Source organism: Streptomyces sp. NPDC036813 (assembly GCF_055609245.1).
The window spans coordinates 187,455-214,060 of record NZ_JBVJPV010000006.1 but is presented as its reverse complement, the minus strand read 5'-3'; the positions used below and the strand labels follow the sequence as shown (position 1 = coordinate 214,060).

Genomic DNA, 26,606 nt, shown 5'->3' with positions numbered 1-26,606 from the left:
CCCCGACATCGGCACAGGCAGGGAAAACGTGGACGGACGTTCGCTTCGCGCGGTGGGCTGGGCGCGCTCATTGCCGCTCAGCAGTCAGGTGAAGACGGCACGCGACTGGGCGCGGGCCCATCTGGACGAACTCGGCTGGACCAGCAGCGCACCCGATACGGCGGACGACGTCCTGCTGGTCGTGTCGGAACTGGTGACCAACGCACACGTGCACGGGCACAGCTCCGCCCAGCTGGTGATGTCCTGGGACGGCCAGTGCCTGCACGTCGCCGTGCACGACTCCTCACCCGTCCTGCCGGCCCCCCGCCGGCCCGACGCGCTGCAGCCGGGGGGCCGCGGCATCCTGCTCATGGACGCGCTGGCCGACCACTGGGCGGCCAAGTCCTGCCCACACGGCAAGAGCGTCATCGCCTGCTTCCGGCCACCGTCCCGCCAGGACGGCTGACGGGGAAGAGGACCGCCTCCGGCACTTCGCCGGGTTGGCCCGACAGGGTGGTGAAGCCGCCGCTCGCGCCCGTCAAGCCTCTCGGCCGCGGTGATCCCTGCTAGCTTCGCGAGCTGTTCCGAGGGCCCGGACGCCTCCAGCGCAGGCGGGGCCACGACTGTGAGCCGAGGCGAGGGTGGCGGGTGTGAGGGAAGACGCGGAGAGGCCGGCTGTGGCTCCGTTCAAGCGCAGGAGTTTCCTGGCGTCCGCCGCTGTGGCGGCCGGCGCGTCGACCACCGCGGTCGCCGGCCCGGCGGCCGCCGCCGCACTGCCCGGCAGCGCACCCGAACCGTCGAATCCCGGTTCCGTGGCCCGCCTGCTGTCCGTACCCGAGGAGGGCCGCGGCCTCGAATGGCTCAGGGCGGCCCTTCAGGTCGCCGTGGAGCTGGAGCTCTGCGTCATCCCGCCGTACCTGTGCGCCTGGTGGTCCGTCAGGGACCGCCGTGGCGAGGCGGCGCGCCTGATTCGGCGCATCGTCGACGACGAGATGTACCACCTGGGCGTGGTGTGCAACCTGCTCGTGGCTGTGGGCGGGCGGCCGCGGATCAAGGCGGCGGCGCCCGCGTACCCCGGCCCGCTGCCCGGCGGCGTACGCGCCGGGGTGAGCCTGTACCTGTCGGGCCTCACCAAGCCCTTCCTCCACGACGTGATGATGGCCGTCGAAGCCCCGGAGGAAGCACTCACCCGGGCCGGGAGCACCTCGCCCACCGTCGGTACCTTCTACGGTCACCTGCTGAACGGCTTCTGGGCCGTGGCGCCGGAGCTGTCGGCGCGGGGACAGCTGTCCGCGCACGTCGGCGCCGACGAACTGAGGCCGGTCGAGACCCTCCTCGACGTCGAGCGCTCCCTCGACATCATCAGGGAGCAGGGCGAGGGCACGAGCCGGTCGCCCGCCGACTCCTTCGAAGACGACCACCCGGCGCACTACTACGCATTCAGCGAGATCTACCACGGCCGGCAGCTGCGGGAGACGAAGAACGGCTGGAAGTTCACCGGCCCGCCCGTGCCCTTCCCCGACGCGCGCCCGATGGCCCGCGTCCCGGCCGGCGGCTGGTCCCGGCCACCGGCGCCGGTACAGCAGCTCCTGCACCGCTTCGACACCGTCTACACCACGCTGCTGGACACCCTCGACGAGTCCTGGGCGGGCGGCGACCCCCGCACCCTGGGCGCGGCCGTCCACGCCATGCGCGGGCTGGAGGAGCCCGCCGTGAGGCTGATGGAGACCGAGATCCCCGGCACGCGGGCCACGTACGGCCCCCAGTTCCGCGTCCTCGCCTAGCCGGCGCCCCGCACCCTGGTGAGGGTCGCCCGGAGCGACCCCTGGGGCCGCAGGTTCGCACCGAAGACGGCCGTGCGGGGCGCAGCGGTGAGGTGCGGCCGGTAGGCGGGGAGCAGCAGGCGCAGCAGCGTGACCATCTCCTGGAGCGCGAAGTGCTGTCCGAGGCAGGCCCGGGCCCCGCTGCCGAACGGCAGGTGAGCGGCGGGGTGGTCGGGCCGCCGGCCCTCCGGGAGGAACCGGGACGGGTCGAAGCGTTCGGGCTCCGGCCACAGTGCCGGGATGCGGTGAGTGAGATACGGGCAGACCAGCACGCTCGTCCCCGCGGACACCGGATGCCCGTCGAGGACGTCGTCCCGCGCGGCGTGCCGCGGGATGAGCCAGACCGCCGGATACAGCCGGAGCGTCTCCTGGACCAGGGCGGTGAGCAGGGCATCGCGGCGGGCGGCGTCCTGTGCGCCGGCGTAGGCGGTGAGGAACTGCTCGTGGACGTCGGGGTGTTGGTCGAGGAGGACGAACAGCCAGCACAGCGTCTGGGCCGTCGTCTCGTGACCGGCGACGAGCAGGGTCACCAGCTCGTCGCGGATGAGCGCGTCCGTGTAGCGCGGGTCGGTTCCGGACGCGTCGAGGAGCAGGCCGAGCAACGTGGGGGAGGGGTCGGAGGTGTCCCGCGTGCGGTGGGCCCGGGCCGTCGCGATGACGCGGTGGGCGGTGGTGTCGATCTGCCGCAGAGCTTCGTCGACGGCGAGCGAAGGGTCGGGCGCGCCGCCGGCGGTGGTGGGCAGCGAGGCGACCACCGTGTCGACGGCGTCGAGTTCGCGCCGCGTCACCTCGTCCAGGGCGGTGCCGGTCAGCGAACGCCAGATGGTGTCGAGGGCGAAGAGCCGCATGTCCTGCCCGACGTCCACGGGCGTGGCGGCGGTGACGGCCGCCTCCCAGCGGTGGGCGACGCGTTCGGCGGCCGCGGCGATGTGCAGCCCCCAGCGTCTGGTCCCGGCGACGGTGAACTGCGCCTGCAGCAGTCTGCGTTGCCGCTTCCAGGCCTCGCCCGTGGCGGAGATCAGACCGTCGCCGAGCAGCCGCCGGGCGCGGTGCCCCCGCTTGACGTAGACGTCCGGCCGCCGGGCCAGGACCTGCTGCGTCTGCTCGGGACCGGTGACCAGGACGCAGGGCCGGTCGCTGATGCGGAAGGCGGTCAGCGGGCCGGCTTCGGCGGCCTCCCGCAGCAGCTCGATCATGTCGTTCGGAGCGTGCGCAGGCGTGCTCCTGGCTTCGTCGAGGGTCATGGCGCTCCTGAGTCGGACGGCCCGGCGGCACCCGTGGGACGGCACCGCGGCGACAGGCCGGGATATTACCCTGCGGATCTTGATCATCACGTGCAGTAGTATCCGCAGGCGGAACGGCCATCGGCAGCTGAGGACACCGGCGTGACGGCACTGGAAACCGTGGACTACGTGGACGCGGACGACCGCCCCGTGGCATGCGGTCCACGCGGAGGCGCCGCCGCTCACGGCCTGTGCTACCGGGTCGCCGCGACCGTGTGCCTGGACCGGTCGGGACGTCTCCTGGTCTACCGCAGATCCCCGCGAGCCCCGGTCTACCCCGCCCACCACGACATCCTGATCGGCGGCTGCCCCCGAGCCGGGGAGAGCTACCGGGAGGCGGCCGTCCGTGAACTGCACGAGGAGCTTGGCGTGCGAGCCGCACCACGCCAGGTGCTCCGCACCCGGTGCGCGTCCCCGGTCGGTGACTGCTGGCTCGCCGTGCATGTGGCCGAGATCCCGACCGGGCTGCGGGTGAACCCGCGGGAGATCGCCGAGCACTTCTTCGTTCCGCCGCGCCGGCTGCTCGCACGGATGCCGAGCCCCTTCGTCCCCGAAGGACACCGCGTCCTGACCCGCCTGTTCGCCTGACCGGGGCCACGGCGCGCACCTGTCCCCACCCTGTCCGGGTACCCCCACCCGCCCGACGCGAGAAAGACACCGTGACCGCATCACCGACGCCCACGGGCACGACGCCCGCACACCTCGACGCCGCCGTCACCCGCTGCCGCGACCGGCTGGCCCGGCGGATCGCCGCCGCCGTAGGACCGGACGGCCTCCTGCCCGCCCCGTGCGCCGGCAGGGTCCTGGAATCCGCGCTCGCCCTCGCCCTGCTGAACGCGGAACACGCCGAACCGGAAGCGGCCCGCCGCCTCACCGCCTTCCTGCACACCTCGCTGCACAACGATCCGCCGGACCCCCTGCAGCGTGCTGTCGCCCACGCCGCCCTCGGCCGCGACTGCGACGCGGAAGGAGCGCTGCGTGACGGACTCGGTGCCTTCGACCACTTCACCGCCGACCGCAAGCGGCTGATGTTCCAGACCCTGCTCGCCGCGCTCGGCGCGACCGAGTACCCCGTGGCGTCCTGGGAGGCGTACGACGCGACGGGCCAGCAGAGCTGGCTCCGGATGGAGATGGCGGCGCTGAAGGTGCTCACCGCCCACGGCACCCACCGCACCGCCATGGTGAACGACGCGGACTGGCAGGCTCTCCTGCCGGCCCTGCAAGCCGGGCCTGCCTGGGAACGCAACAACTTCGCGCAGCTGCTCGCCCTGCTCGCCCTGCGCCACTGCCCGCGTCACCGCGCCGCCCTCGGCGACACCCTCAAGCACATCGCCGGCCGGCTGCGCCCGGACGGCGGCGTGCCCTTCGTCGACGGCCTGGACCTCTTCGCCACCGCGGTCGCCGGACTCGCCCTGTGCCGCGTCGAGCCGACCGCCGCCGAAGTGGCGGCCATGGCCGACGCCCTGGCCGTCCGCCGCAACGCGGACGGCGGATTCGGCTTCCACCCCGGCGTCCGGCAGAGCGACGTCGACGACACCTGCTACGCACTGGAGTTCCTGCGCCGGGCGGCGCCCGAGCGGCACCGGGCGACCATCGGCGCGGCGGAGGCGTACCTGCTCGGCGTCCGCAACCCCGACGGCGGCTTCCCCACCTTCGCCCGTGGCACCAGCTCCGAGATCGCCATGACGGCGGCCGCGGCCACCGCGCTGGCCCCCAACCCGGCCCATCGGGAAGCAGTCCACGCGGCCGTCCGCCACGTCGCACGGCGTCAGCAGGCCGACGGCACGTTCGAGCGCAGCTGGAGCCGCAGCGCCACGAACGCGATCTTCCGCGCGGTGCTCGCCCTGCGCTGCACGGACCCGCACCACCCCGAGACGCCGGCCTTCACGGCGGCGGCCGAGCGGGCGCTGCGCCACCTGACCGCCACACAGCACCCGGACGGGGGCTGGGGCCACACCCGCGGCGACAGCAGCGACCCGGTCACCACGGCCTACGCCGTCATCGCCCTCAGCAGCCTGCCCGGCCACCGCACCGCACGCGACCGGGCGCTGGCCCACCTCGTCGCCCGGCAGCAGCCCGACGGCGGCTACCGCAGCCGCCCCGACCAGGCGGGCCCCCGGCCGCTGCTGTTCGACGTACCGGTCCTGGCGGACGTCTTCGTGCTGCTCGCCCTGGCCCACGCCACCGCGCCCCCGGCCGCGGGCGCCGCGCGATGACGTCGTCCGAGGACCGGCCGTGCATGCCTGTCAGCTCAGCTGCCGTACCGACATCAGCAGGTGACGGTGGTCCTCCCCGGGCGCCCCGTCCGCCTGGGGCGCGGCGCTGAGCAGTGTGCGCTGTCCGGGCCCGAGGAGTGCGAAGCGCACCTGGGACGCGTCGAAGGACTGCAGCGCCTCCAGCAGGTACGCGGGGTTGAAGGCCACGGTCAGGTCGTCGGCACCGCTGAGCGTGGCGGCGACCTGCTGCGAGGCGACATCGTCGGCGTAGCCGGCCTGGAGCAGGACGGTCCCCCGTGCGGAGAAGTCCAGCCGGACGGGGCTGTTCGGCTCCGCCACGACCGAGACGCGGCGGACGGCCTCGGCGAGTGCCTCGCGCTCGGTGACGGCCACCGCCGGACCGTCGAGGGCGAACAACCTGTCGTAGCGCGGCAGCCGTCCGTCGAGCAGCCGCACCGTCGTGTGCATGCCGTCACCCTCGAAGGCGATCAGCCCGGCCCCCGAGTCCCCGGGGCCGTTCAGCCCGATCCGGATCATCCCCGCCTTGGCCAGCGAACGGGAGATCTCGGCCAGCCTGCGACCCGGCACCACGATCTCCACCCCGTCCGTGTCCGCCGACTCCGGCTTCCAGGGCACCGACCGCACGGCGTACCGGTACCGGTCCGACGCGGCCAGCGTCATGGACCCGGCGTCCAGCCGCAGCTGGATCCCGGTGAGCACCGGGAGCGACTCGTCACGCCCCGCGGCGATCCCCACCTGCGCCACGGCCGCGGCGAACTCCGCCGCATCCACCGTGCCGCGCGACGGGGGAAGCGCGGGAAGGGCCGGATACTCCTCCCGGGGCAGGATCGACAGGCCGAAGCGCGTACCACCGGCCTCGACCGTGAAACGCGTGCTCTCCAGCGCGCACGCCACCACCGCGTCAGGCAACACCCGGCAGATGTCCAGCAGCCGGCGTCCCAGCACGAGCACCTGCCCCGCGGACGCCGTGTCCGCCGGCACCTCGATCTTCGCGGACGCCTCGTAGTCGAACCCCGAGATGCGCAGCCGCCCCTGGTCCGCCTCCAGCATCAGGCCGCCCAGCACGGGCACCGGCGACCGTGCGGGGAGCGACTTGGCCGCCCAGGTGACCGCCTCCGTGAGAGCGTCGCGTTCGATCCGGAACCGCATCTGTCCTACTCCCCACCGCCCGACACCAGTTGATCGCGCACGCTATACGCCACCACTGACAACACCCGCTCTGAAGCACACCGCTTCCGGGTGCGGCCGACGGTCCCCCGGCCGACGCGGCACAATCCGGGGGTGAGACTCACCGCGCGCCAACTCGCCCTGGCCACCCTGGACCGCCAGTTCCTGCTCGAACGCCGGCGCCTCGACGTCGTCGAGGCGGTCCGCCGCGTCTGCGCCCTCCAGGCACAGTCACCGGCGTCGCCGTACCTGGCGCTGTGGAACCGCGTGCGGGACTTCGCGCCCGAAGATCTCGACGCGGCGTTCGCGGACCGCCGGATCGTGAAGGCGACCCTCATGCGGATCACACTGCACGCCGTGCACGCCGACGACTACATCCCTTTCCGCGCGGCCATGCTGAGCACGCTGCGCGGGGCCCGGCTGTACGACCGCCGGTTCACCGCGACGGGGTTGACCCCCGCGGACGCGGACGCGCTGCTGCCCGAGCTCGCCGGGTTCCTGGCGCACCCCCGCACCGGCGCCGAGGTGCAGGAGGAGATCACCGCACGGTTCGGCGAGCACGCGCAGCGCGTGTGGTGGGCGCTGCGCACCTACGCGCCCGTGCACCACGCGCCGACCGGCGGACCGTGGTCGTTCAGGCAGCGGAACGCCTACCTCGCCGCTCCTGCCGCCTTCGAGGCCGAGCCGCAGGAGGCGGCCGCCGGCGTACGACGGCTGCTGCTCGCCTACCTGCGGGCGTTCGGCCCCGCGTCGACGCGGGACTTCGCCCGCTTCACGCTGCTGACGAGCCCGGTGATCACACAGGCGGTGCACGAGCTCGGCGACCAGCTCGTGCGCGTGGCGGGCCCGGGCCGCGCCCCGCTGTTCGACGTGCCGGACGCCACCGTGCCGGCCGAGGACACCCCGGCGCCGCCACGGCTGCTGCCCATGTGGGACAGCGCCCTCCTGGCCCACGCCGGCCCCGGTCGGCTCGTCCCCGAGGAGTACCGGCCACTGGTCGCCCGGCGCAACGGCGACACGCTCCCGTGCCTGCTCGTCGACGGGCAGGTCGCCGGAGTGTGGCGCGCGCACGACGACGGGCTGGAGCTGACCGCCTTCCATCGGCTCGGCAGGACCGCCTGGCGCGGACTCACCGAGGAGGCGGAGAGACTGACGGCGGTGCTCGCCGCGCGTGATCCGGCGGTCTACGGTTACTACGGCCACTGGTGGGCCAAGGGGTTCCCTGGCGTCGAGACCCGCACGGTCAAGGCGTAGCACGGTCACCGGACCTCTGTGCGGGAACCCCGGCGACTTCGTCGACGGACCGCCGTACGCCCTCGACGTGCTCCTCCCGGTCACCCTGCCGCCGGCCCGCCGGCAGGATTTCGCCGCTCGCGGCTGATTGACGGAACAGTCAGCCGGGGCTCCCTCACCACGCTGTGAGCTGCGGCGAAGCCGGTCGCTCGCGCTCTTGTTGCCGTGCTCCGTGCGTGTTAGCAAGAGACATGCCTCGCAACCCCTCGATCTCCCGGGACGTCTACGACGTCGTCATCGTCGGCGGTGGCCACAACGGCCTGGTCGCCGCCTCCTATCTGGCCCGCGCCGGGCGCTCCGTGCTCCTGCTGGAGCGGCTCGGCACCACGGGCGGCGCGGCGGTCTCCACCCGCGCCTTCTCGGGGGTGGACGCCCGAGTGTCGCGCTACTCCTATCTCGTGTCCCTGCTCCCCGCGAAGATCGTGAACGACCTCGGGCTGCGCTTCGAGGTGCGCAAGCGGTCCATCTCGTCGTACACCCCGGCCGTGCGTGAGGGGCGCGCCACCGGTCTGCTGGTCGGCGGCGGCGAGGAGCGGACCCGGGCGTCTTTCCGGGAGTTCACCGGCTCCGACGCCGAGTACACCGCCTGGCGGGACTTCTACGGCATGACCGCGCGGGTCGCCCGGCGCGTGTTCCCGACGCTCACCGAGCCGCTGCCGAGCCGGGAGGAGCTGCAGGCCCGCATCGGCGACGACGACGCCTGGCGGATGCTGTTCGAGGAGCCCCTCGGCGTGGCCATCGAGGACCGCTTCCAGGACGACGTCGTGCGCGGTGTCGTCCTCACCGACGGGCTCATCGGCACCTTCGCAGACGCGCACGACCCCGGGCTGGCCCAGAACGTCTGCTTCCTCTACCACGTCATCGGCGGCGGGACCGGCGACTGGGACGTGCCGGTCGGCGGCATGGGCGCCTTCACCGGCGAGCTGGCCCGGGTGGCCCGGGAAGCGGGCGCCGAGCTGGTCACCGGCCACGAGGTCGTCCGGATCGAGCCCGACGAGCGCCTCAGCTCGGTGACGTACGACGACGGGTCCGGCGAGGCCACCGTCGGAGCCCGCAAGGTCCTGGTCAACGCCTCGCCCGAGGCGCTGGCCGCGATGCTCGGCGACACCGTCGCCGAGCCCGCCGAGGGTGCCCAGCTCAAGGTCAACATGCTGCTGCGCCGCCTGCCGCGGCTGCGGGACACCGCCGTCGACCCCAAGGACGCCTTCGCCGGGACCTTCCACATCTCCGAGAGCTACGACCAGCTGGCGCGCGCCTACCGGGAGGCCGACGCCGGCCGGCTCCCGTCCGCCCCGCCGTCGGAGATCTACTGCCACTCGCTGACCGACCCGACCATCCTCGGTCCCGAGCCGGCCGCACAGGGTTACCACACCCTGACGATGTTCGGGCTGCACGTCCCGGCGAGGCTGTTCGTCGAGGACAACGAGGGCGCCCGCGAGGCCCTGACCAAGGCGGCGCTGGCCGAGCTGGACTCGGTGCTCGACGAGCCCATCGCCGACTGCCTCGCCCTCGACGGGGAGGGGCGTCCCTGCATCGAGGCCAAGACACCCCTCGACCTGGAGGGCGAGCTGCGGCTGCCCGGCGGCAACATCTTCCACCGCGCGCTGGCCTTCCCGTTCGCGACCGAGGAGACGGGACGGTGGGGCGTGGAGACCGCGTACCCCAATGTGCTGCTGTGCGGCGCCGGCGCCGTGCGCGGCGGTGGGGTGAGCGGCATCCCCGGCCACAACGCGGCGATGGCCGTGCTCGGCGCATGAGCAGGCGGCGGCCCCGGCCGGCCGGGGCACCACGCTGAAAGACCCCGCTGCTGAAACGACCGCCCCCGGGCCCGGGACCCGGGGGCGGTCGGTTGCCGCGGTGAGGGGATCAGGCGGCGTCGCAGGTGAGGACCGGGTCGGCCCAGTCGCCGTGATCGTTTCCGTTGCCGTCCCCGCCCTCGCCGACCGACAGGTCGAGGACTTGACCCCCGGTCACCGGGACGTCGATGGTGACCGGGGCCGAGTCGCCCTTGAGGACCGGGGTGGTGGTCAGCACCTTGCCGTCGAGCCCGACGCTGAAGGTGACGCTGCCGGGATCGCCGTTGTCGACGCCGACCGTGGCGGTGAATCTGCTGCAGTTCCCGCCGAGGTAGACCGCCACGTCACTGGGCGAGTTGGTGCCCAGACCCTTGGCGTAGACGCTGCCGCCGAGTTTCAGCGGTGTGCCGTCGTTGGCCGCCGTGCCGCCGACGCTCTGGTCGCGTTCGACGGGACCCCAGCCGTTGTCGGCGGACAGGAACTCCAGGTCGCTGACCTGCTGGGTGCCCTTCGGCGGCTGCGGGACGACGCCCGGCGTGCGTTCGTCGGACGCCGAGGTGGCCTTGCCGGCCTGTGTCTGGTGGGTGACCACGCGCAGGGCGCTCGTCTTCGGGACCGTCGCGGGTGCGGTGACCTCCCAGCTCAGCGTGGCCGAGCTGCCACCGGGGATGCCGCGCACACCCGGCGGTGTGGAGGTGCCGCTCGCCGTCCAGCCGTTCGGCAGGACGAGTTCGGCCGTGACGTCGTGCGCGGTGGGCTTGCCCTCCGGCACGGCGACGGTCGCGGTCGCGGTGAACTTCTGACCCCCGCTGACCACGCCCGGAACGTGCAGGGCGACCGTCGTCGACGGGGCCGGCGGCATGGCGTACCGCTTCTTGCTGTAGCCGGGGCTGTCGTTCTGGGCGACCTTCAGCGAGGAGGCGTAGCTGCCGTAGTTGACCAGGCTGACCTTGCCGAGGCCGCCGGTCGTGCCGTCGAGGTTCCACACCGCGATGGCGATCTTGTTGCGGCCGTGCGGGTTCAGCACCCCGTTCGGTACCGGGAAGCCGTGCTGCGGGCCGCGGTAGTTGACGTAGTTGCCCATGTGCCAGCCGTTGACGTAGATCTCGGCGCGGTACTGGCGGGATGCGTCGTCGCTGATCTCCAGGCCGAGGGAGGTGTCCTGGCCCTTGGGCAGGTCCAGGGGGACGTCGGTGGTGTACCAGGAGACGCCCGGGGTGGTGTCGGTGGCGGGGAGGGTGACGGGTTGCCAGCTGTCGGTGGGGTGGCCCGGCAGCATGTAGCCGGCCCGCTCCCCGTACAGCCCGCCCGTGGCCAGGGGACCGCGCACCGGGTCGAGCGGGCTCTCGCCCCCGCGTACTCCCTGGAGCCGCCAGGTGAGGCTGTTGACGGAGGTGCCGAGCAGGGTGGCGCCGGTCAGACCGCGGGCGGCCTTGTTGCCGCTGTGCGGGGTGTAGTCCTCCTCATGGCCCATGTTGACGGTGAGCACGGACACGACGTTGTCCGCGCCGCTCTTCAGCACACCCTCGGGGAAGGTGTACGTCTGCCGGCCGTCCTTGGTGGAGCTGCCGAGGAAGACGCCGTTGACCCAGACCGAGGACGCCGCCGCGCCGCCGCCGCTCTGCGTGGACAGGGTGATGCCGGTCTCCTTGCCGGTGCCGGTGAAGCGGCCGCGGTACCAGGTGCTTCCGGTGTGGAAGCCGTAGTCGTCGGCGAAGAGCACCGGACCGTTCGAGCCCGGGGTGGTGATGCTGTGGGTCGTGGTCTTGTCGGCAACCTGCCAGCCGGAGTCGTCGAACGCGGGCTGCACCTCGGGTGACTCCTCGGTGTGCTTCCAGTTCGTCAGCGCGGGCAGGGTGACGGCAGCCGCCGTCGGCAGGGTGCCGGTGCGGCTGCCGGTGGCGGTCACCCGGGTGGCGACCGGGGCGCCGTTCCAGGTGATCGAGGCGGCGTCGGCGAACACCTCGACGGCTCCGTCGTCGCCGGTGTCGCCGGTCAGGTCCAGCCGGCCGTCCTGCACCGCGGCACCGCGCAGCAGGTGGGTGCCGCGCACCAGCACCGGTCCGGCGGAGGTGTCCTGCCGCCAGAAGGTCTTGGCCGTGTCGGAGTCGGCCAGCAGCAGGAGCAGCGGGTGGCCGCCGCCGCTGATCTGCACCCGGGTCAGCCCGGTGTGCCGGTAGTTGAGCCGCAGGTCGCCCGTGTCCGGGTCCCAGGTCGACGTCACCGTGCCGTCGGCCGAGGTGACCTGGGGCCGGGTGCGGTAGTTGAGCACCGTCTCGCCGTCGGTCCCCGTGTCTCCGTAGAGGACGGCCACCTCGCGGTTGCCGATGAGCGCGTCGGTCATGATCTCGGAGGTGGAGTACCGGAGCTTGTTCCCGCCGAGGTCGTGGTTCGCGACGATGATCTTCGAGGCGCGGCCGTCGAGCGTGATGCCGGTGCCCGGTTGCTGCGGAACGGTGTAGACGGGGGCGGCCTGCGCGCTGCCGGTGAGGACGTCGATGGCGTCGATGCTCACGAACCCGTTCCCGGTGACGACGATCTTCAGGGTGTGCGGGCCGTTCTTCAGCCCGCTCGCCTGGTAGGCCACGTACTGGCTCTTGCTCGTCGCCCCGTACAGGTCGGCGGTCGTGACCTTGGTGCCGTCCAGGTAGACGTCGGCCTTGCCGTGGTTGGGAGCGAGGTTGCTGATGAACTTCACGCCGGTGCCGGTGAAGTCGACGCTCGCGCTGTCGCCGGCCGTGTTGGAGAAGGACTCGGTGCGCCGGTAGTCACCACTGGTGTACGACTGCTCCGCTCCGACGTGCGACCAGGTGCCCTGGTAGCTGAGCGCGGTGTCGCGGTCGTCGTAGGTGTAGCCGGAGTGTGCACCGAGGTCGAGGGTGAGGTGGGTGGAGTCCTTGTCGTTCGACGTGGAGTCGGCGTGGCGCAGCACATGGAACTGGGTGCCGGTGTCCGGATTCCCGCGAGCGGTGTCCACGGTCTTCGCGTTGTCGGTGGGCGCCGACGGCAGCGGGTCGGTCTTGGCCAGCGGGGTGAGGGCCTGGGTGAAGTAGCCGATCAGCTTGTCCGTGTAGTACTTCGCATCCAGCTGCCGGTTCTCGCGGATCGCGGCGCCGTAGTCGTACGACGTGTAGTTCTGCGGCATGCCCAGCCAGCCCCAGTTGGTGCCGCCGTAGGTCATGTAGAAGCTCTGCTCGGTCGCGCCGACCGCGATGTTCTGCTTGTAGAAGACGTCGGCGAACTTGTCGTTGATGAGCTGGGCGCACTTGTCGTAACCGGGCCCGCCCCAGGGGTCGAAGGCGCCGCCCTGGAACTCCGGTGAGATCAGCGGCTTGCCCGGCGGGTGGTCGTAGGAGATGTCCGGAACGCCGCTCCACCAGCCGGGGCTGGAGCAGTTGAAGCCCTGCGGGTAGGAGTCGGCGCCGTCCACGGCCAGGGCGGCGTCCCCGGCGTTGAACGTGCCGTTGTTGTTGCCGACCAGCGGCACGGTGATGCCGTCGGCGGTGGCCTTGTCCTCCAGATGCTTCATGTAAGTGCGGCCCGCGGCGCTGCCGTTGTAGTACTCGTTCTCCACCTGGTACTGGATCACGGAACCGGTGCCGTCGGTGAGTTGGTGGCGGGCGATGATCTTGTCGATCTGTGTCTGCCACTCGTCGGAGTACTTCAGATACTCGGGATCGCTGGTGCGGGTGGCGCCGGGCTTCGCCGACAGCCAGCCCGGGAAGCCGCCGCCGTCCACCTCTGCGTTGATGTACGGACCGGGGCGGGCGATCACGTAGATGCCCAACTCGTCGGCCATGTCGAGGAGTCTGTCCGCGTCACGGATGCCCGTGAAGTCGTAGACGCCGGGGGCCGGCGAGTGGTAGCCCCAGTCGAAGTAGAGCGAGACGGCGTTGAAACCGGCCGCCTTCATCTTCTCCAGGACATCCCGCCACAAGTCCTGGCTCGGCAGCCGGAAGTAGTGGAACTCCCCGGACCACAGATAGGTCCGTTTGCCGTCGATCATGAATGAATAACCGTCATAGGTGACCGAGTGCGCCGAACGCTCGCCGCTGTCCGTGGTGCCCCTGGCCGCTCCGGTCGGCGGTGCTGCGCTCGCGGCGGATCCGGTGCCGAGGCCCAGTCCGACCGTCATCACGACGGCGGCGCATCCCGCGAGGAGTCTTCGGATCATCCCCACCTCCCTGGCGGCGAACGACTCAACCGCAAAGCCCGTGTTGAGGTCTGTTGCCATATGTTCGATTGAGTGGCTTAGCGTCCGGCAGTGTGGCATCCCCGTGTGCGGAACGCAACAGATTCGACACGGTGGGCATGCATGTGTGTCGCCCGGGAGCGCGGCGCTCACAACCCGACACGACCGTTCCAGACCGTTGTCGCAGGCGGCCGGTGAAGGTCCCGAGATGTGACCGGAATTCGAGACATGCCTTCTGAACTCGCCGAGTGGGGGTACTCGCGCGCGCACCGGGCCGTGCCACGGCACCGTCCGGTGGCAGACGAAGCAACAGACGGGAGGTGATCGTCGTGCCGAGTACGCAACCCCATACCGGCCCCGGGCAGCACACATCAGGTGGTGAGCCGGTGGCCGAACTGGTGCAGCGGGCCTCGCAGCAGCTGACCGAACTGGTACGCGGCGAGCTGCGCCTGGCGCAGGCGGAGATGAAGGAGAAGGGGAAGCGGTACGGCAAGGGCGGCGGGCTGTTCGGCGGAGCCGGTCTCGTCGGGTTCCTGATGCTCCAGGCCCTGGTGGCCACCGCGATCGCCGCCTTGGCGGTGCCGCTCCCGGTGTGGGCCGCGGCCCTCATCGTCACCGCCTGCCTGGGGGTGATCGCCGCGGTGATGGCGCTCACCGGGAAGAAGCAGGTCGACCGGGCCGCACCCCCGGCACCCCAGCAGACCATCGAGAACGTCAAGGCCGACGTGGCCGAGATCAAGGAGAGTGCCCACCGATGACCCAGCCCCCGCACGACGAGCCGACCGCCGCGGGCCCCGAGGAGCTGCGCGAGCAGGTGGCGCAGACCCGCAAGGAACTCGGGGAGACCGTGGAGGCCCTGTCGGCCAGGACGGACGTCAAGGCTCGCGCCCAGGAGAAGGCCGCCGAGGTCAAGGAGCAGACCACCGCGAGGGCCGGCGAGGTGAAGGAGCAGGCGGCGCTGAAGGCCGCCGAGGTGAAGGAGCAGGCGGCGCTGAAGGCCGCCGAGGTGAAGGCCAAAGCCGCCGAGGCAGCCGCCCGGGTGCAGGACAAGCTGCCCGATCCGGTGAAGGACAAGGCGGCCCAGGCCGCCGATCAGGCGCGCGGTACAGCGGCCCGGGCGGGCCGGCTCTGGCAGGACAAGGCGCCCGAGCCGGTACGGAGCACGACGGCCCGGGGCGGCCGGCTCGTCCGGGACAACCGCGGGCTGTTGCTGGCGGCCGCCGCGGCGACCGGGATCTGGCTGCTGTACCGCCGGAGGAGCTGAGCGGCGGTCGACCGCGCCGGCGCCGACTGACGGGCACCTGGCGCGGCGGACGCCCGCGGCGAACACGGAGGGCCGGCTGCCACGAGCAGTCGGCCCTCCGGCCTGATCGGTGTACGGCGCTGCTCACAGCCGCCGGTGGCGCTCTACGAAGCTGTCACAGCCCCTTGGTGGTGCTCCCGGCGACGCCCCGGCCGCCGGTGGCGTGGTCACGGCGATGCCCGGCCGCCGGTGACGCTCTTACGGCGCCGTCACAGCCACCGACGCACGAGCAGGCGGGGAGAGCGCAGGGCGAACCACGCGCCGGCCAGGCCGATCAGCGAGCCGGCCGCGACGTCGCTCGGGTAGTGCGCGCCGGACTGTACGCGCTCGAGCGCCACCGCTGCGGCCGGCCCGGCGCACAGCAGGCCCGCGATCGGCCAGGTGTCAGTCACGGCGGCGCAGAAGGCGACCGCGGCCGCGGTGTGCCCGGAAGGGAAGGACGAGGAGTCGGGACGGTCGTCGACCTCGTCGTGCGGAAACCAGTCCCGCGGCGGCCGAGGGCGATCGGCCAGCTGCTTGCACAGCCCGTTCGACACGAGCTGCGCCACCGCCACGGCCCCCAGCCCCGCGGCGGCCGCCCTGCGGCCACGCCACCCGCCGACACAGGCCATCACCACGCTCGCGCCGCACCACAGCTTGGTGCTCTCCGCGAGCTCCTCGACCCCGGACAGGACCCTGCCCAGCGGTGCCGGAACGCGCCAGGCAGTCTGCCGCGTCACCTCTCCATCGACTCGATGCAAGCCTCGTAGCACGTCCATGGACCGCAGGTATCCCGAAGCCGCGCAGGGTAAGCAACCCGCTTGGCCACGGCCTCAGCGGGGGCCTCGGCCGTCAGGCGAGGGAGCGCGCGTCCACCGTGTGCAGGGACGTGTCGGCCCCCGTGCGTTCCAGTCGCAGCCGGGCCGAGCGCCCACGCATCGTCAGGGTCATGAGCTGGTTGCCGAACCACGGGCCGCCCTTCTTGCGCCATCTCACCGGCGGCCGGGCGCATCGGCCGTGCCGGGCGAGGACGCGCCCCAGAAGACGCGCCGGCGCGCTCCATCCGAAGCGGAAGCCGAGCCGCATCGACAGCGGAACGGAGTTGTGCACCGGGGAGCAGGTGAGCTGGACGACAGGGAGGGCGGGCCCGCCCGAGCGCCACGAGGCCTGTGCGAGGTAACCATGGTGCACGTCCCCGGACAGCACACACACGGTGGCGGGTGCCTCGGGCCGCGAGCCGACCTCGGCGATCAGGTCGGCGAGGTCGGCGAACGAGCGGGGGAATGCGGCCCAGTGCTCCAAGTCGGCCGCCCGGCGCAGGCGTTCACCGAACCGTGCCCAGCGCTGTCCGCGTTCTCCGGCGCACAGCGCCGCGTCCCAGGCCTCGGCGTCATGGACGAGATGGGGAAGCAGCCAGGGCAGCGAGGTGCCGATCAGCAGGTGGTCGTACGCCCCCACGTCGTCCAGCACCTGCTCGCGCAGCCAGTCGGCCGAACCCGGGTCGAGCATGGCACGGCCGTCCTCCTGGAGGACCCGCGCCGCCCGGGAGTCCACCATCGCCACCCGGACCCGGCCGACATCGCGCCGGTAGCTGAACCGGATGGAGGACGGGTCGGCATCGGCCTTCTCGGCGAGCGCGCGCACCGCGTCCGTGCCGTCCGGCGTGGCGCGCACGGCGGCATAGGTGGGGTCGTCGGCCAGTTCGGCGGGGGAGAGGTTGCCCAGGTGCTGGTGCACCCAGTAGGACATCAGGCCGCTCAGCAGCCGTTTCTGCCACCAGTCGGTGGTGCGCATGTCGGCGAGCCAGGCGGCGGAGGTGTTCCAGTCGTCGACGATGTCGTGGTCGTCGAAGATCATGAAGCTGGGGACGGTGGACAGCAGCCAGCGGACCTCCGGGTCGAGCCAGGACTCGTGGTAGAGGCGGCAGTACTCCTCGTAGTCCGTGACCTGACTGCCCGGCGGCACCCGGAGATCCCGGCGGCCGGCCAGCCAGCTGCGCGTCGCCTCGCTGGTCTCGTCGGCGTACACCTGGTCGCCGAGCAGCAGCAGGACGTCGGGGCGCTCCGCGCCGGGGTCGGCCGACAGCCGCTCCGCCAGGGAGTCGAGGGCGTCCGCGCCGACGGGGTCCTTGCCGTCGGCCGGGGGAGCGGCCCAGCGACAGGATCCGAAGGTGACCCGGACGGCGTCTTCGGGCGCCCGCACCCGGATGACGGAGGGCGGGAAACGGGAGTCGGGCAGGGGCCACACCCGGGTGCCGTCCAGGAAGACCTCGTACGACGGTGCGGTGCCCGGTTGCAGACCGGTCACCGTGACGAGCGCGTAGTGATGGCCGGCGACCTGGAAGGTCGGCGCCGAGCCGCCCGCGCCGTCCGAACAGCGCACCTGCGCGACACACGGCCGGCTCGCCTCCACCCATACCGTCGCGCACGAGCTGTCGGTGTACCTCAGCAGCGGTCCCAGACACAGATCGACCACGGCGACGGACCTCCTGTGGCGCACCGTACGGACGGAACGATGGTGGAAACGACGACCGTTGAACCGTACAGGGCGCGGCGGCGGACGGTCAGCGCACAGGTGCGCGCGGCGGCAGCGGCCGCTGCGGCCGGGGGCCTACCGACCGCTCTGTTCCTTCGAGTCCTCGCTCTCGCGCTGGGCGTCCTCGGACGGCTGCTTCTTCTCGGTCTCGGCCTGTTCCCGCTCGAGGTGCTTGCGCACCTCCTCCGGCTTGTCGCCCACCTGGTCCATGTCCCGCTCCGATCCTGATCCTGTATCCGGTCATCGAGGTCCGGCCGCGGCGACGTCACGGCAGCACGGTCGCCTCGGCGAGCATGTCCATCACCGCGGGCAGTCCGCCCCGCGCCCACGCCATGCGCTGCCGGTCCGCTCCCGTCCCCTGCTGCAGCAGGCGGTGGACCAGCGCGGTAACCTGGCGGCCGTCCCCCGCTTCGGCGAGCGCCGGCTCGACGTGTTCCAGGAGCTGGTACACCACGTCACCGGCGCGACAGCGCCTGCCCTCCGGGTCGATCAGTTCCTGACTCAGCCCGTGCCGCGCGGCCTGCCACATCGCGGCCTTCAGCAGCTCGGCGTCCGGCGTCGTACGGCCCTCCGAGACCTCGCGCATGGCGGTCAGGGCGAGGCCGCGGACCAGTCCTGCGAACAGTACGGCGTCGTCCGTACGCGGCTGGACGTCCACGCAGCGCACCTCGACCGTGGGATAGCGCTCGCACAGCCGCACCTGCCAGTACAGCTGCCCGCGGTCCGCGATCACGCCGGTGGCCAGCAGGCGCTCGACCCGCAGGTCGTAGTCCACGTCGTCGGCGAAGTACGGCGGGATGCCGCTGACCGGCCACCGGTCGAAGACGAGGGTGCGCCAACTGGCGAAGCCGGTGTCGTCACCGTCCCACAACGGAGAGTTCGCCCCCATGGCGGTCAGTGTCGGCAGCCACGGCCGCATACGGTTCAGCACCTCCACGCCCATGTGCCGGCTCGGCACGGCCACATGCACGTGCATGCCGTTGACCATCTGCTCGGCCACGAGTTGCGGCGCCTGGCGCAGCATGGCTTTGTAGCGGGCCTTGTCCGTGACCTGCACGGGAGCGTCGTGCACCATCGGAGAGGTGCCGCTGGCGAGGACACGGCAGCCGAACCTCTCGGCCGCCTCCACCACCGCGTGCCGCAGCCGCAGCAGGTGCCCGCCGACCTCCTCCAGCGTGTGACAGACCGGAGTGGCGACCTCCACCTGCGCCTGCAACAGCTCGAGCTGGATCTCCCCGGCGGCCACGAACTGCTCGAGACCGGCCGCGGCCCGTACCTTCTCGCCGTACGCACTCAGCCGTCCTGTGGCCGCGTCGACCAGGAAGTACTCCTCTTCCACACCGACGGTTGTCATCAGCCGTACCCCAACCGCCAGGCACCGCCTCGCAGCAGTGCGATTGTCCGGGCCCCGACACCGGTCGTACCTCGTGCGTGCCGACTGCGTGGGGCCGTGGCTGAAGAGTGCCTTGCCCGCCCCGTCCCAAACGTGGTGCCGGCGTCCGAAGCGGCCCGGCGCGTCACAGGAGAGGCGACTCCAGCCCGGCCGCCGCGTCCGGCTCGACCGGGATGCCCAGGCGGTCCGCGACCGTGGTCAGGGCCGTTCCCAGGGGGAGAGCGACGCGGGTGACGGCGTGCGGGTCACCGCGGGTGGGGTCGCGGTTGACGATCAGTACGGGTTTCCTGGCCTGGGCGGCCTGGCGGACGAAACGCAGCCCGGACATCACGGTGAGCGAGGAGCCCAGGACCAGCAGCGAGGCCGCCTCGTGGACCAGCGTGCGGCACTGCTCGACCCGCCGGGGCGGGACGTTCTCCCCGAAGAACACCACGTCGGGCTTGAGGATCCCGCCGCAGAGCGTGCAGGGCGCCACCTGGAAGTTTCCGACCTGCGCGTCGCTGAGGTCGGCGTCACCGTCGGGGTTGATGCCGGCGGCCACCGGACCGAAGCCCGGATTCGCCTCCTCCAGGCGCCGGGCGAGCTCGCTGCGCGGGCTGTAGGCGCCGCAGGACAGGCAGACGACCCGGTCGAGGCTGCCGTGGAGTTCCACGACGCCCTCGCTGCCGGCGGCGTGGTGCAGCCCGTCGACGTTCTGGGTGATCACGCCGGCCAGCAGGCCCTGCCGTCCGAACGCGGCGACGGCCCGGTGCCCGGCGTTGGGGCGGGCACGGCCGAAGACGCGCCATCCGAGGTGGCTGCGCGCCCAGTAGCGGCGCCCGGCCTGGGCACTGGCGGTGAAGTCCTGGTAGGTCATCGGCGTGTGCCGGCTCAGGCTGCCGCCCTCGCCCCGGTAGTCGGGGATGCCCGACTCGGTGGAGATGCCCGCCCCGCTGAGCACCAGCACACCGCCGGCGCCCAGCGCGTCGGCGACCGGCTGGAGATCGGTGGTGCCTGGCGGGAGGTCCTGGGGCGGGGTCCAGCTCAGTGTCGGGCGCATGCGCATGCCGCCAGGGTACGGAAACCGGCTGCCGTCGGTGCGTCTTGCCGATCAGGCCCTCGGCACCGCCCCGAGCGGGCGCGACGCGCGGCGAGGCCATCGGGGCGCGGCTCGGCGGGGTGCGCCTGGCACGGGGCGAGCCGTGCCCGGCCACGGGGGTGTGTCGTGCCCGGTCCCGGGGCGGCTGTCGTGCCCGGTCACGGGACCGTCGTGTCCGGCCACCCGGCCACGGGGGGTGTCGTGCCCGCTCACGGGGCGGCTGTCCCGGCCTGCCACTGGGCGAGCCATAGCGCCCCGTCGTGGGGGCGGTCTGCCCCGCCCCGTCACTTGGCGAGCCATGGCAGCACGCCAGGGGACGAGCCACAGCACCACGCCTGGCGACGAGCCGTAGCGACCCGCAACGTAGGGCGAGCCGTCGCGTTCCGCCACGGCGGGGACTCGTCGCGTCCCGCCACGGCGGCTGGTCGTCCCGTCCCGCCGCCCGGTGGAGCCGTCGTGCCCGGCCACGGCGCAAGCCGTCCCGTCCCCTCGCGGGGGCGAGCTGTCGTGCCCTTCCGCGCGGGGGAGCGGCGCGCCCCCCGTCACACTCACACTGCGGGAGGCCCCGGTCTCAGTGCCCGGAACACCGCCCAGGCGACCGAGATGAACGGCACCGCCACGACCGCGCCGATCACGCCCGCCACGGTGCCGCCCGCGAGGACGGACACGGCCACGACGAGCGGGTGGAGGCGGACCGCCCAGCTCATGACCAGGGGGTGCAGGACGTGCCCCTCCAGCTGGCCGACGATCACAATGAGCGCCAGCACGACGAGCGCGATGACCGGCCCCCGCCCGGCCAGCGCCACCACCGTGGCCACGCCGAGCGCGAACGGCGAGCCGACCAGCGGCACGAAGGCGGCGAAGAACTCCAGCAGCGCCAGCGGCAACGCCAACGGCACCTCCAGTGCCAGCAGGGCGATCCCGACCAGCACGGCGTTGGTGGAGGCCACGATGATGATGCCCCGCGTGTACCCGGCGAAGGCCCTCCAGGCCGCACGTCCCGCCTTGTCCCACGCCGACCGGGCGCGGCCGGGCACCACCTCGTCACGCGACCAGGTCCACAGCCGTTCGCCGGAATGGAGGAAGAAGACCGAGGCGAAGAGCGCGAGCGCGCCCCCGGTGACGAACTCCACGGCGCGCCCGATGCCGCTCAGGGCGCTGCTGAGAAGCCCCGCCCGGTGGGCGGAGATGTAGTGGACGATTTGGTCCTGCAGATCGGACAGTTTGCTCTGGCTCAGCCGGAACGGAGGGCGCCGCAGCCACACTTCGATCCGGTGCACGCCGTCGCGGAATTCGTCGGCCAGTTTCGAGGACTCGTTCGCCACCGCGTCGCCCACCAGGGCGAGCAGTCCGAGCAGCACCACGATGCTGCCGACCAGCGCGAGGGCGACGGCGAGCGGCCGGGGCAGGAAGCGGTCGAGCAGGTCCGTGGCAGGACGCAGCACCGACGTGATGACCAGGGCGAGGAACAGGGCCACGGCGATGATCTGGAAGCGGCCCAGCACCGTGAAGACACCGTAGACGACGATGCCGACGAGGATCAGCCGCCAGGCGTGGGCGGCGGCGGACCGCAGCCAGGGACCGGTGTGATCGATCGTGGGAGCGGTCGCGCCGCGTGGGCGGCGCGTGGACAGCCGTACCGAGTACCCGGGGCGGCTGCCCAGCGCCACACGGCCGCCCGCGCGGCCCCCGCGTCCCTCGCCGGCCGCCCCGCGGCCCGATTCCGCCACCACGCCGCATGCCTCTTTCGTTCACCGCGAGACCGGTCACCTGCAGAGCACCGTATGCACGATCGGGGCGGGGAACGGTCTGCAACGCCGGGAGGGGCACCCGCTCGGTGGGGCACTGCGGGTGCCACGGACGGTGGTCGTCACGGTGTCCGCAGCCACTCGGACCGTCAACACAGGGCCGCGGCCCGGTCCGTAGGGCGGGCCGGGTTTGTGCGCGTGGTCCGGGGCAAGCCGAAACTCCATGAGTCAAGCGAACAAGGGAACGGATCAGAAGTCAGACACCACGAAGCCGGCGTCCGCCACCCGGTCGCGTGGCACCGCCGGCAAGGGGGCCGCGTCGACGGCCTCCCGCGCCGTCAAGAAGGCGGAGGCCAAGGCGGGTGACGGAGTGTCGACCGCGAGGACCGGAGCGGGCCGGGCCGCGGACGAGGCGGCCGGCGCCGTGAACGTGGCGGCCAAGGGACTCGACGCGGGCCGGCGCGCGGTGGTCACCGCTTCCGGGCAGGTGGGCACGGCGGCGAAGACGGCATGGACGGTCATTGCCCGGCGCAAGCTCGTCGCGGCGGGGGTCGGCGCCGGTGCGACGGCGCTCAGCGCGGCGTCCTACGTCCTGGGCCGCCGCTCCTCACGAGGCCCGCAGGGGCCGCTCACCCGCCTGACGGGCGGCCGTATCTGACGGAGCAGGGGCCCGGCACCGGTACGCCGCCGGGCCCCTGCCGTCGGCCCGGCCAGGATCCGGGCGCCGTCCGGCTCGCCGCTCCGTCAGGCGAGTGCCGCGTCCACCGTGGGGCGGCAGGCGATGACCGTGTCGATGGCGACGAGTTGCAGGGTGCGCAGGACGGGCCCCGTCGGCGCCGCCAGACGCAGCCAGCCACCCGCCTCGGTGAGCGCGTTGTGGGCGGTGAGAAGGATGTTGATGCCTGTGGAGTCCATGAACGTCACCCGCGCCAGATCCACGACCACTCTGGTGTGGGCCGCGCGTGCCGCATCCAGCGCCTCCCTCAACTGCCTGCCGGTGTCGTGATCGATCTCGCCCGCCACGGTCAGCACCTGGATGTCCGCAGCGGTCGACGACTCGACCGACAGACCGCTCCGCGGCTGTGCGGGCGTGCCGTATTCGTCGCCGTCTCCGGGGTGCGCACGTCTCTCCTCTGCCATGCGGGCGATACTGGCATACCTGCGCCCCGGCGGAAACGCCTGGTCCGGCGGCGGGGCCGCGGTGCGGGTCCGGGGCAGGGAGTGGCGGGTCTGTGGGCCGGGAGAGGGGTATGAGGGGCTGTTCGGGCGTGCTGGGGTACGCGGTGGGGTGTGAAGCACAGAGTGAAGGCGGTCAGGGTGGATTCGGTCCCGTGGGGTGACGTCGGTGTGATAGTGGATGCGCGGAGTTTGCGGACCACGGTGACCCTGGGCGGGGACAGCGCGCGTATCGCCCAGGCCCGGCACTGGGCGGCGGCCTTTCTCGCGCGCATGCGGGAGGATCACGGGGTGCCGGTCTCGCAGCGGGCGCTGGATGTGACCCAGCTCGTGGTGAGCGAGTTGGTCACCAACGCGCAGAAGTACGCGCCGGGCCCGGTCACGATGGATCTGAGGATCGTCGACGACCTGGTCGAGGTGGCCGTCCGGGACTCCGATCCGACCCTGCCGGAGGCCCGGACGGCGGACGCGGCCCGGGTGGGTCAGCACGGCCTCGAGATCGTCCGGGCCGTAGCGCAGACCTTCGAAGTGCAACGGCAGCCGGTCGGCAAACGGGTCGCCGCCCGTATCGCTCTGTACGACAGTGCGGCCGACAGGGCCTGACCGCTTGCGCGAGACCCCTGTACTCTGGCACCCGTAGGTGTTCGATCAGGTGCGAGGAGACGAGGTGAGGTTGATGACCGCGCTCGCGGCCACCGCGTGCGGCGCCCAGGTCTCCCTCACGTCCCGGGCCGTGGCCTGACCCAGCCCTGTCCGCCCTCGCCGGGAGCGTGAGCCCGCGAGGCGCCCGTCCGAACACCCTTTGAACGGAACTTCCCTCACCATGCGCAACAACTGGATCACGCGTGCCGAGACAGGCGCCGACATCCCCGCCGTCCGTGAGATCAACCGTGCCGCCTTCGAGACCGGGATGGAGGCCGACCTCGTCGACGCGCTGCGCGCGGACTCTTCCTGGATCGAGGGCCTGTCCCTTGTCTGCTCGGACGGCACCGGCGACCTCGTCGGGCACGCCCTGCTGACGCGCTGCCACATCGGTGACGTGCCGGCCCTGGCCCTGGGACCGGTGGCCGTACGGCCCGAGCGGCAAAGGAGCGGCGCCGGCTCCACGGTCGTGCGCGCGGCGCTCACGGCGGCCAGGGACATGGGCGAGCACCACGTCGTCGTCCTGGGACACCCGGCCTACTACCCCCGGTTCGGCTTCACCCGCGCCTCGGCCCACGGCATCGGCCTGCCGGTCGAGGTCCCGGACGAGGCTTTCATGGCCCTCGCCCTGGACGCCGCCCACCCGCTGCCCGGCGGAACCGTCCACTACGCGGCCCCGTTCGGTATCTGACCCCGCGCGGCACCGCGACGGCCCGGCGCCTCGGGGAGGCGCCGGGGCTGGGGGCTCAGGCCTGAGGCGAGTCGAGACCGAGTTCGTGGTTCTTGATCGCCTCGCGGACCGCGCCCACGAAACCGTTCCAGAAGCGGTCGGCGTAGGGGCTGTCGGTGCTCGGCACGCCGGCCGTCGTCCGGCGCTTGGACGCGCCGGAGAAGTCGCCGAACATCGCCTTGCGCAGGGCGGTGGACATCTCCAGCTGGGCACCGGCGCCGGTGCGGGTGCGGTTGACGATGTTGGCCGGGTCGTCGCCGTTGATCGGGTCGGTGGTGCCGGCGAAGACGACGGTCACCTCCCAGTCGGCGTTGCCCGTGCCGGTGGTCAGGCCGTACTTCGTGAAGGCGGCCTTCAGGTTCCGCTTGAGCCGCTCGTCCCGGCCACCGATGTTGATCTTCTTCACGGTGGTGTCGTCGAAGCCGTGCAGGGACACGGCGTACAGGTTGCCCGTGGTGACGGCGAGGGCGGCCGGGTCGTCGCAGTGGGTGGACGTCACGTGCTGCGAGGAGGAGTTGGCCAGGGCCTCGAACATCCAGTAGTCCCGCTGCGTCTCACCGGGCACCGCCGCGGTCGACGGGTCGGTGTTGTAGTCGAAGGGCGTGTACCCCGCGATGGCCATGCAGAGTTCGCTGGTACCCGACTCGATCCCGCCGCCGTGCGGCGCGATCACCGCGGTGCTGTTGACGGGGTTGCTGGTGGTGCGGGCATTGTCGGTGATCTGAGCCGGGGCGCCGATGCGGAATCGGCGCATCCAGTCGGTGCCCTCCTTGTCCGCGGTGAGGGTGTAGAGGTTGGTGTTGGAGCTGTACTGGTCGGCCGCGGCGGCCGGCGTGGCGCCATTGCCCATCACGGCGTTGAGCGTCGGCACGGCGGCGGCGACGGCGGCGACGGAAGCGAGGACGGTGCGTCTGCTGGTGTTCTTCACGTCGGCGATCTTGCACCATGGCCCGGTGACCCCGAACGCGGGGTCCCCCTGAACATGACAATCCGCTTACGGAGTCCGGCGTACCCCTCCACCTGGGGGTATGAGTGCCGCTCGGCCATGCGCCAGGGGACACCGTGCGTGCCTGACGGGGTGACAGGGCCGTCTCGTGCCGTGGGTGCTCCTGCGGACCCTGGCGGGGATGCCGCGACCCGCCGGGAGCCTGCCCGAACCGACGCCGGAGTTCGTGGACTTCTGCCGCGCGCTGATCGCCGCCCCACCGGCGCAGGGCCGCCGCGCCCGGGCCAACGGCGTGATCGCCGAGCGGCGCGTGCTGCACGGCACCCGGCTGCCGTTCGACGAGGACGCGGCGCGTCGCCTCCGGGGGAGGATCTGCGACCGGGCTCGCGACCTGTCGGCGACGGCCGACCACCGGCCGGTCGCGATGGCCAAGCCGGATTTCGAGCCGCTGGGTGTCCTGCACCAGGTGCAGGCGCCGACCCTGATGGTCGAGGGCGGTCATGAGCCGACAATCCGGGCCATGGCGCGTCCATCGCCGAGCAGATCCCGGGGGAGCGGCTGATGACCGTCGCGGACATGGGGCACGCCCTGCCGCCGCAGACGCACGAGAACCTGCCGCCGCCTTCCTCGCTTGCGCGGCCGGGTGACGCCGGTCGGCTCGGCGCCCGGCGCGCCGGGCCGGCGCGTCAGTCCTCGGTCACCTGGGAGAGGGCTTCCGTGATCATGCGGGTGGCGAAGTCCTGGTCGTCGGTGATGCGGTTGATGTGCTCCGCGAGCAGGAAGGCGGTGGCTTCCAGGGGGGTCAGCTCCGGCTCCGTCCAGTAACCGTACTGTTTGCGCCACAGGCTGGGGCTCAGGCCGGTGGCCGCGGCGACGACCAGGCCGGCCATGGTCGGGATGGCCTCGGGGCGGACGCTCTTGGTCATCATGCGCATCGAGGCGACGAGGTTGGGCACCACGCACTCGATGACGTCCTTGTCGTGGTCCTCGTACGCCATCCGCAGCCACTGCATGAACATGTAGATGAGGGTGCAGGCGCCGTCCAGCAGGTCGTCGACGCCGCCGGGGCCCAGGGACGCGGCGAACTGGTCGACCAGCGCCTGTTGTTCGGGGTCGGTCCGGGTCCGGCGGTCGTAGACGGCCTTGAGCCGGGAGTCGACCATCATGAGCGCCGCGCTCACATCACCGGCGGGGGCGTTGAGGGGGTCACAGGGTGACGGCACGGGACTTCCTCCTCGTGTGACCTCGATGGGCAACTGCGCCGTGTCCGAACAGTAGACGGCTGCCGGGGCGGGGGTCGGGCGAA

Annotated in this window: 24 protein-coding genes; 12 read left to right on the top strand and 12 right to left on the bottom strand. The window is 72.4% G+C overall.

The window, feature by feature from the left end; genetic code table 11:
* Positions 1 to 28 precede the first annotated feature (28 nt).
* Both ACZ67Q_RS15395 and ACZ67Q_RS15390 read left to right on the top strand, forming a co-directional pair.
* Positions 29 to 445, top strand: coding sequence for an ATP-binding protein (locus ACZ67Q_RS15395; RefSeq protein ID WP_471181562.1), 417 nt, complete (start codon positions 29 to 31; stop codon positions 443 to 445).
* A gap of 211 nt (positions 446 to 656) precedes the next feature.
* Positions 657 to 1,763: a ferritin-like domain-containing protein gene (locus tag ACZ67Q_RS15390; RefSeq protein WP_471181560.1), complete on the top strand. Its 1,107-nt coding sequence runs from the start codon at positions 657 to 659 to the stop codon at positions 1,761 to 1,763.
* Here ACZ67Q_RS15390 and ACZ67Q_RS15385 read toward each other — a convergent pair.
* Positions 1,760 to 3,046: a cytochrome P450 gene (locus tag ACZ67Q_RS15385; protein WP_471181557.1), complete on the bottom strand. Its 1,287-nt coding sequence runs from the start codon at positions 3,044 to 3,046 to the stop codon at positions 1,760 to 1,762. The genes ACZ67Q_RS15390 and ACZ67Q_RS15385 overlap by 4 nt on opposite strands.
* Before the next feature lie 141 nt (positions 3,047 to 3,187).
* On the opposite strand from ACZ67Q_RS15385, the gene ACZ67Q_RS15380 reads away from it, so the two are divergent.
* Both ACZ67Q_RS15380 and ACZ67Q_RS15375 read left to right on the top strand, forming a co-directional pair.
* Positions 3,188 to 3,673 (top strand): NUDIX domain-containing protein, encoded by a 486-nt coding sequence (locus tag ACZ67Q_RS15380; RefSeq protein ID WP_471181554.1) that lies wholly within the window; start codon positions 3,188 to 3,190, stop codon positions 3,671 to 3,673.
* Between the two features lie 71 nt (positions 3,674 to 3,744).
* A complete protein-coding gene (locus tag ACZ67Q_RS15375) occupies positions 3,745 to 5,301 on the top strand; it encodes a prenyltransferase/squalene oxidase repeat-containing protein (protein WP_471181552.1) in 1,557 nt (518 codons plus the stop codon).
* 30 nt (positions 5,302 to 5,331) lie between these two features.
* Here ACZ67Q_RS15375 and dnaN read toward each other — a convergent pair whose 3' ends face one another.
* A complete protein-coding gene (gene dnaN / locus ACZ67Q_RS15370; RefSeq protein WP_471181549.1) occupies positions 5,332 to 6,471 on the bottom strand; it encodes a DNA polymerase III subunit beta in 1,140 nt (379 codons plus the stop codon).
* A gap of 132 nt (positions 6,472 to 6,603) precedes the next feature.
* Between dnaN and ACZ67Q_RS15365 the strand changes: the two genes are divergently transcribed.
* Together ACZ67Q_RS15365 and ACZ67Q_RS15360 are read left to right on the top strand one after the other, a co-directional pair.
* Positions 6,604 to 7,743: a winged helix DNA-binding domain-containing protein gene (locus tag ACZ67Q_RS15365; protein ID WP_471181546.1), complete on the top strand. Its 1,140-nt coding sequence runs from the start codon at positions 6,604 to 6,606 to the stop codon at positions 7,741 to 7,743.
* Positions 7,744 to 7,973: 230 nt separating this feature from the next.
* Complete coding sequence (locus ACZ67Q_RS15360; protein WP_471181544.1) at positions 7,974 to 9,539, top strand: phytoene desaturase family protein; 1,566 nt, start codon at positions 7,974 to 7,976, stop codon at positions 9,537 to 9,539.
* Between the two features lie 109 nt (positions 9,540 to 9,648).
* Here ACZ67Q_RS15360 and ACZ67Q_RS15355 read toward each other — a convergent pair whose 3' ends face one another.
* Positions 9,649 to 13,752, bottom strand: a complete 4,104-nt coding sequence (locus ACZ67Q_RS15355; RefSeq protein ID WP_471181541.1) for a beta-galactosidase — start codon at positions 13,750 to 13,752, stop codon at positions 9,649 to 9,651.
* Between the two features lie 404 nt (positions 13,753 to 14,156).
* On the opposite strand from ACZ67Q_RS15355, the gene ACZ67Q_RS15350 reads away from it, so the two are divergent.
* Complete coding sequence (locus ACZ67Q_RS15350) at positions 14,157 to 14,528, top strand: phage holin family protein (RefSeq protein ID WP_471181539.1); 372 nt, start codon at positions 14,157 to 14,159, stop codon at positions 14,526 to 14,528.
* A complete protein-coding gene (locus ACZ67Q_RS15345; protein ID WP_471181536.1) occupies positions 14,525 to 15,034 on the top strand; it encodes a DUF3618 domain-containing protein in 510 nt (169 codons plus the stop codon). Before ACZ67Q_RS15350 ends, ACZ67Q_RS15345 begins: the two co-directional genes overlap by 4 nt.
* 248 nt (positions 15,035 to 15,282) lie before the next feature.
* Here the strand turns inward: ACZ67Q_RS15345 and ACZ67Q_RS15340 are convergent, their stop codons facing one another.
* The 6 genes from ACZ67Q_RS15340 to ACZ67Q_RS15315 all read right to left on the bottom strand — a co-directional run bounded on the left by ACZ67Q_RS15340 (position 15,283) and on the right by ACZ67Q_RS15315 (position 21,788).
* Positions 15,283 to 15,792: a phosphatase PAP2 family protein gene (locus tag ACZ67Q_RS15340; protein WP_471181533.1), complete on the bottom strand. Its 510-nt coding sequence runs from the start codon at positions 15,790 to 15,792 to the stop codon at positions 15,283 to 15,285.
* Positions 15,793 to 15,904: 112 nt separating this feature from the next.
* Positions 15,905 to 17,527: an alkaline phosphatase D family protein gene (locus tag ACZ67Q_RS15335; protein ID WP_471181531.1), complete on the bottom strand. Its 1,623-nt coding sequence runs from the start codon at positions 17,525 to 17,527 to the stop codon at positions 15,905 to 15,907.
* Between the two features lie 135 nt (positions 17,528 to 17,662).
* Entirely contained in the window at positions 17,663 to 17,797 is a 135-nt protein-coding gene (locus tag ACZ67Q_RS15330) for a hypothetical protein (RefSeq protein ID WP_471181528.1), read from the bottom strand.
* A gap of 55 nt (positions 17,798 to 17,852) precedes the next feature.
* On the bottom strand, positions 17,853 to 18,941 hold the full coding sequence (locus ACZ67Q_RS15325; protein ID WP_471181526.1) for a carboxylate-amine ligase: 1,089 nt from the start codon (positions 18,939 to 18,941) through the stop codon (positions 17,853 to 17,855).
* A 163-nt stretch (positions 18,942 to 19,104) separates the two neighbouring features.
* Positions 19,105 to 20,025: an NAD-dependent protein deacetylase gene (locus ACZ67Q_RS15320; protein WP_471181523.1), complete on the bottom strand. Its 921-nt coding sequence runs from the start codon at positions 20,023 to 20,025 to the stop codon at positions 19,105 to 19,107.
* 581 nt (positions 20,026 to 20,606) lie between these two features.
* The gene (locus tag ACZ67Q_RS15315) at positions 20,607 to 21,788 is read right to left on the bottom strand and encodes an AI-2E family transporter (RefSeq protein WP_471181944.1); all 1,182 of its coding nucleotides are present in this window, start codon (positions 21,786 to 21,788) and stop codon (positions 20,607 to 20,609) included.
* Between the two features lie 241 nt (positions 21,789 to 22,029).
* Between ACZ67Q_RS15315 and ACZ67Q_RS15310 the strand changes: the two genes are divergently transcribed.
* Entirely contained in the window at positions 22,030 to 22,464 is a 435-nt protein-coding gene (locus ACZ67Q_RS15310; RefSeq protein WP_471181521.1) for a hypothetical protein, read from the top strand.
* A gap of 86 nt (positions 22,465 to 22,550) precedes the next feature.
* Here ACZ67Q_RS15310 and ACZ67Q_RS15305 read toward each other — a convergent pair whose 3' ends face one another.
* Positions 22,551 to 22,946 carry an STAS domain-containing protein gene (locus ACZ67Q_RS15305; RefSeq protein WP_471181518.1) on the bottom strand — a complete coding sequence of 132 codons (396 nt, stop codon included), beginning with the start codon at positions 22,944 to 22,946 and terminating at the stop codon, positions 22,551 to 22,553.
* A 228-nt stretch (positions 22,947 to 23,174) separates the two neighbouring features.
* Between ACZ67Q_RS15305 and ACZ67Q_RS15300 the strand changes: the two genes are divergently transcribed.
* Together ACZ67Q_RS15300 and ACZ67Q_RS15295 are read left to right on the top strand one after the other, a co-directional pair.
* Positions 23,175 to 23,585 carry an ATP-binding protein gene (locus ACZ67Q_RS15300; protein ID WP_471181515.1) on the top strand — a complete coding sequence of 137 codons (411 nt, stop codon included), beginning with the start codon at positions 23,175 to 23,177 and terminating at the stop codon, positions 23,583 to 23,585.
* A gap of 220 nt (positions 23,586 to 23,805) precedes the next feature.
* Entirely contained in the window at positions 23,806 to 24,315 is a 510-nt protein-coding gene (locus tag ACZ67Q_RS15295) for a GNAT family N-acetyltransferase (RefSeq protein ID WP_471181513.1), read from the top strand.
* Positions 24,316 to 24,370: 55 nt separating this feature from the next.
* Here ACZ67Q_RS15295 and ACZ67Q_RS15290 read toward each other — a convergent pair whose 3' ends face one another.
* Complete coding sequence (locus ACZ67Q_RS15290; RefSeq protein ID WP_471181510.1) at positions 24,371 to 25,282, bottom strand: poly-gamma-glutamate hydrolase family protein; 912 nt, start codon at positions 25,280 to 25,282, stop codon at positions 24,371 to 24,373.
* 199 nt (positions 25,283 to 25,481) lie between these two features.
* Between ACZ67Q_RS15290 and ACZ67Q_RS15285 the strand changes: the two genes are divergently transcribed.
* Entirely contained in the window at positions 25,482 to 25,862 is a 381-nt protein-coding gene (locus ACZ67Q_RS15285) for a hypothetical protein (RefSeq protein WP_471181507.1), read from the top strand.
* 124 nt (positions 25,863 to 25,986) lie between these two features.
* On the opposite strand, the gene ACZ67Q_RS15280 is transcribed toward ACZ67Q_RS15285, so the two are convergent.
* Positions 25,987 to 26,523, bottom strand: a complete 537-nt coding sequence (locus tag ACZ67Q_RS15280; RefSeq protein WP_471181505.1) for a hypothetical protein — start codon at positions 26,521 to 26,523, stop codon at positions 25,987 to 25,989.
* Positions 26,524 to 26,606 lie beyond the last annotated feature (83 nt).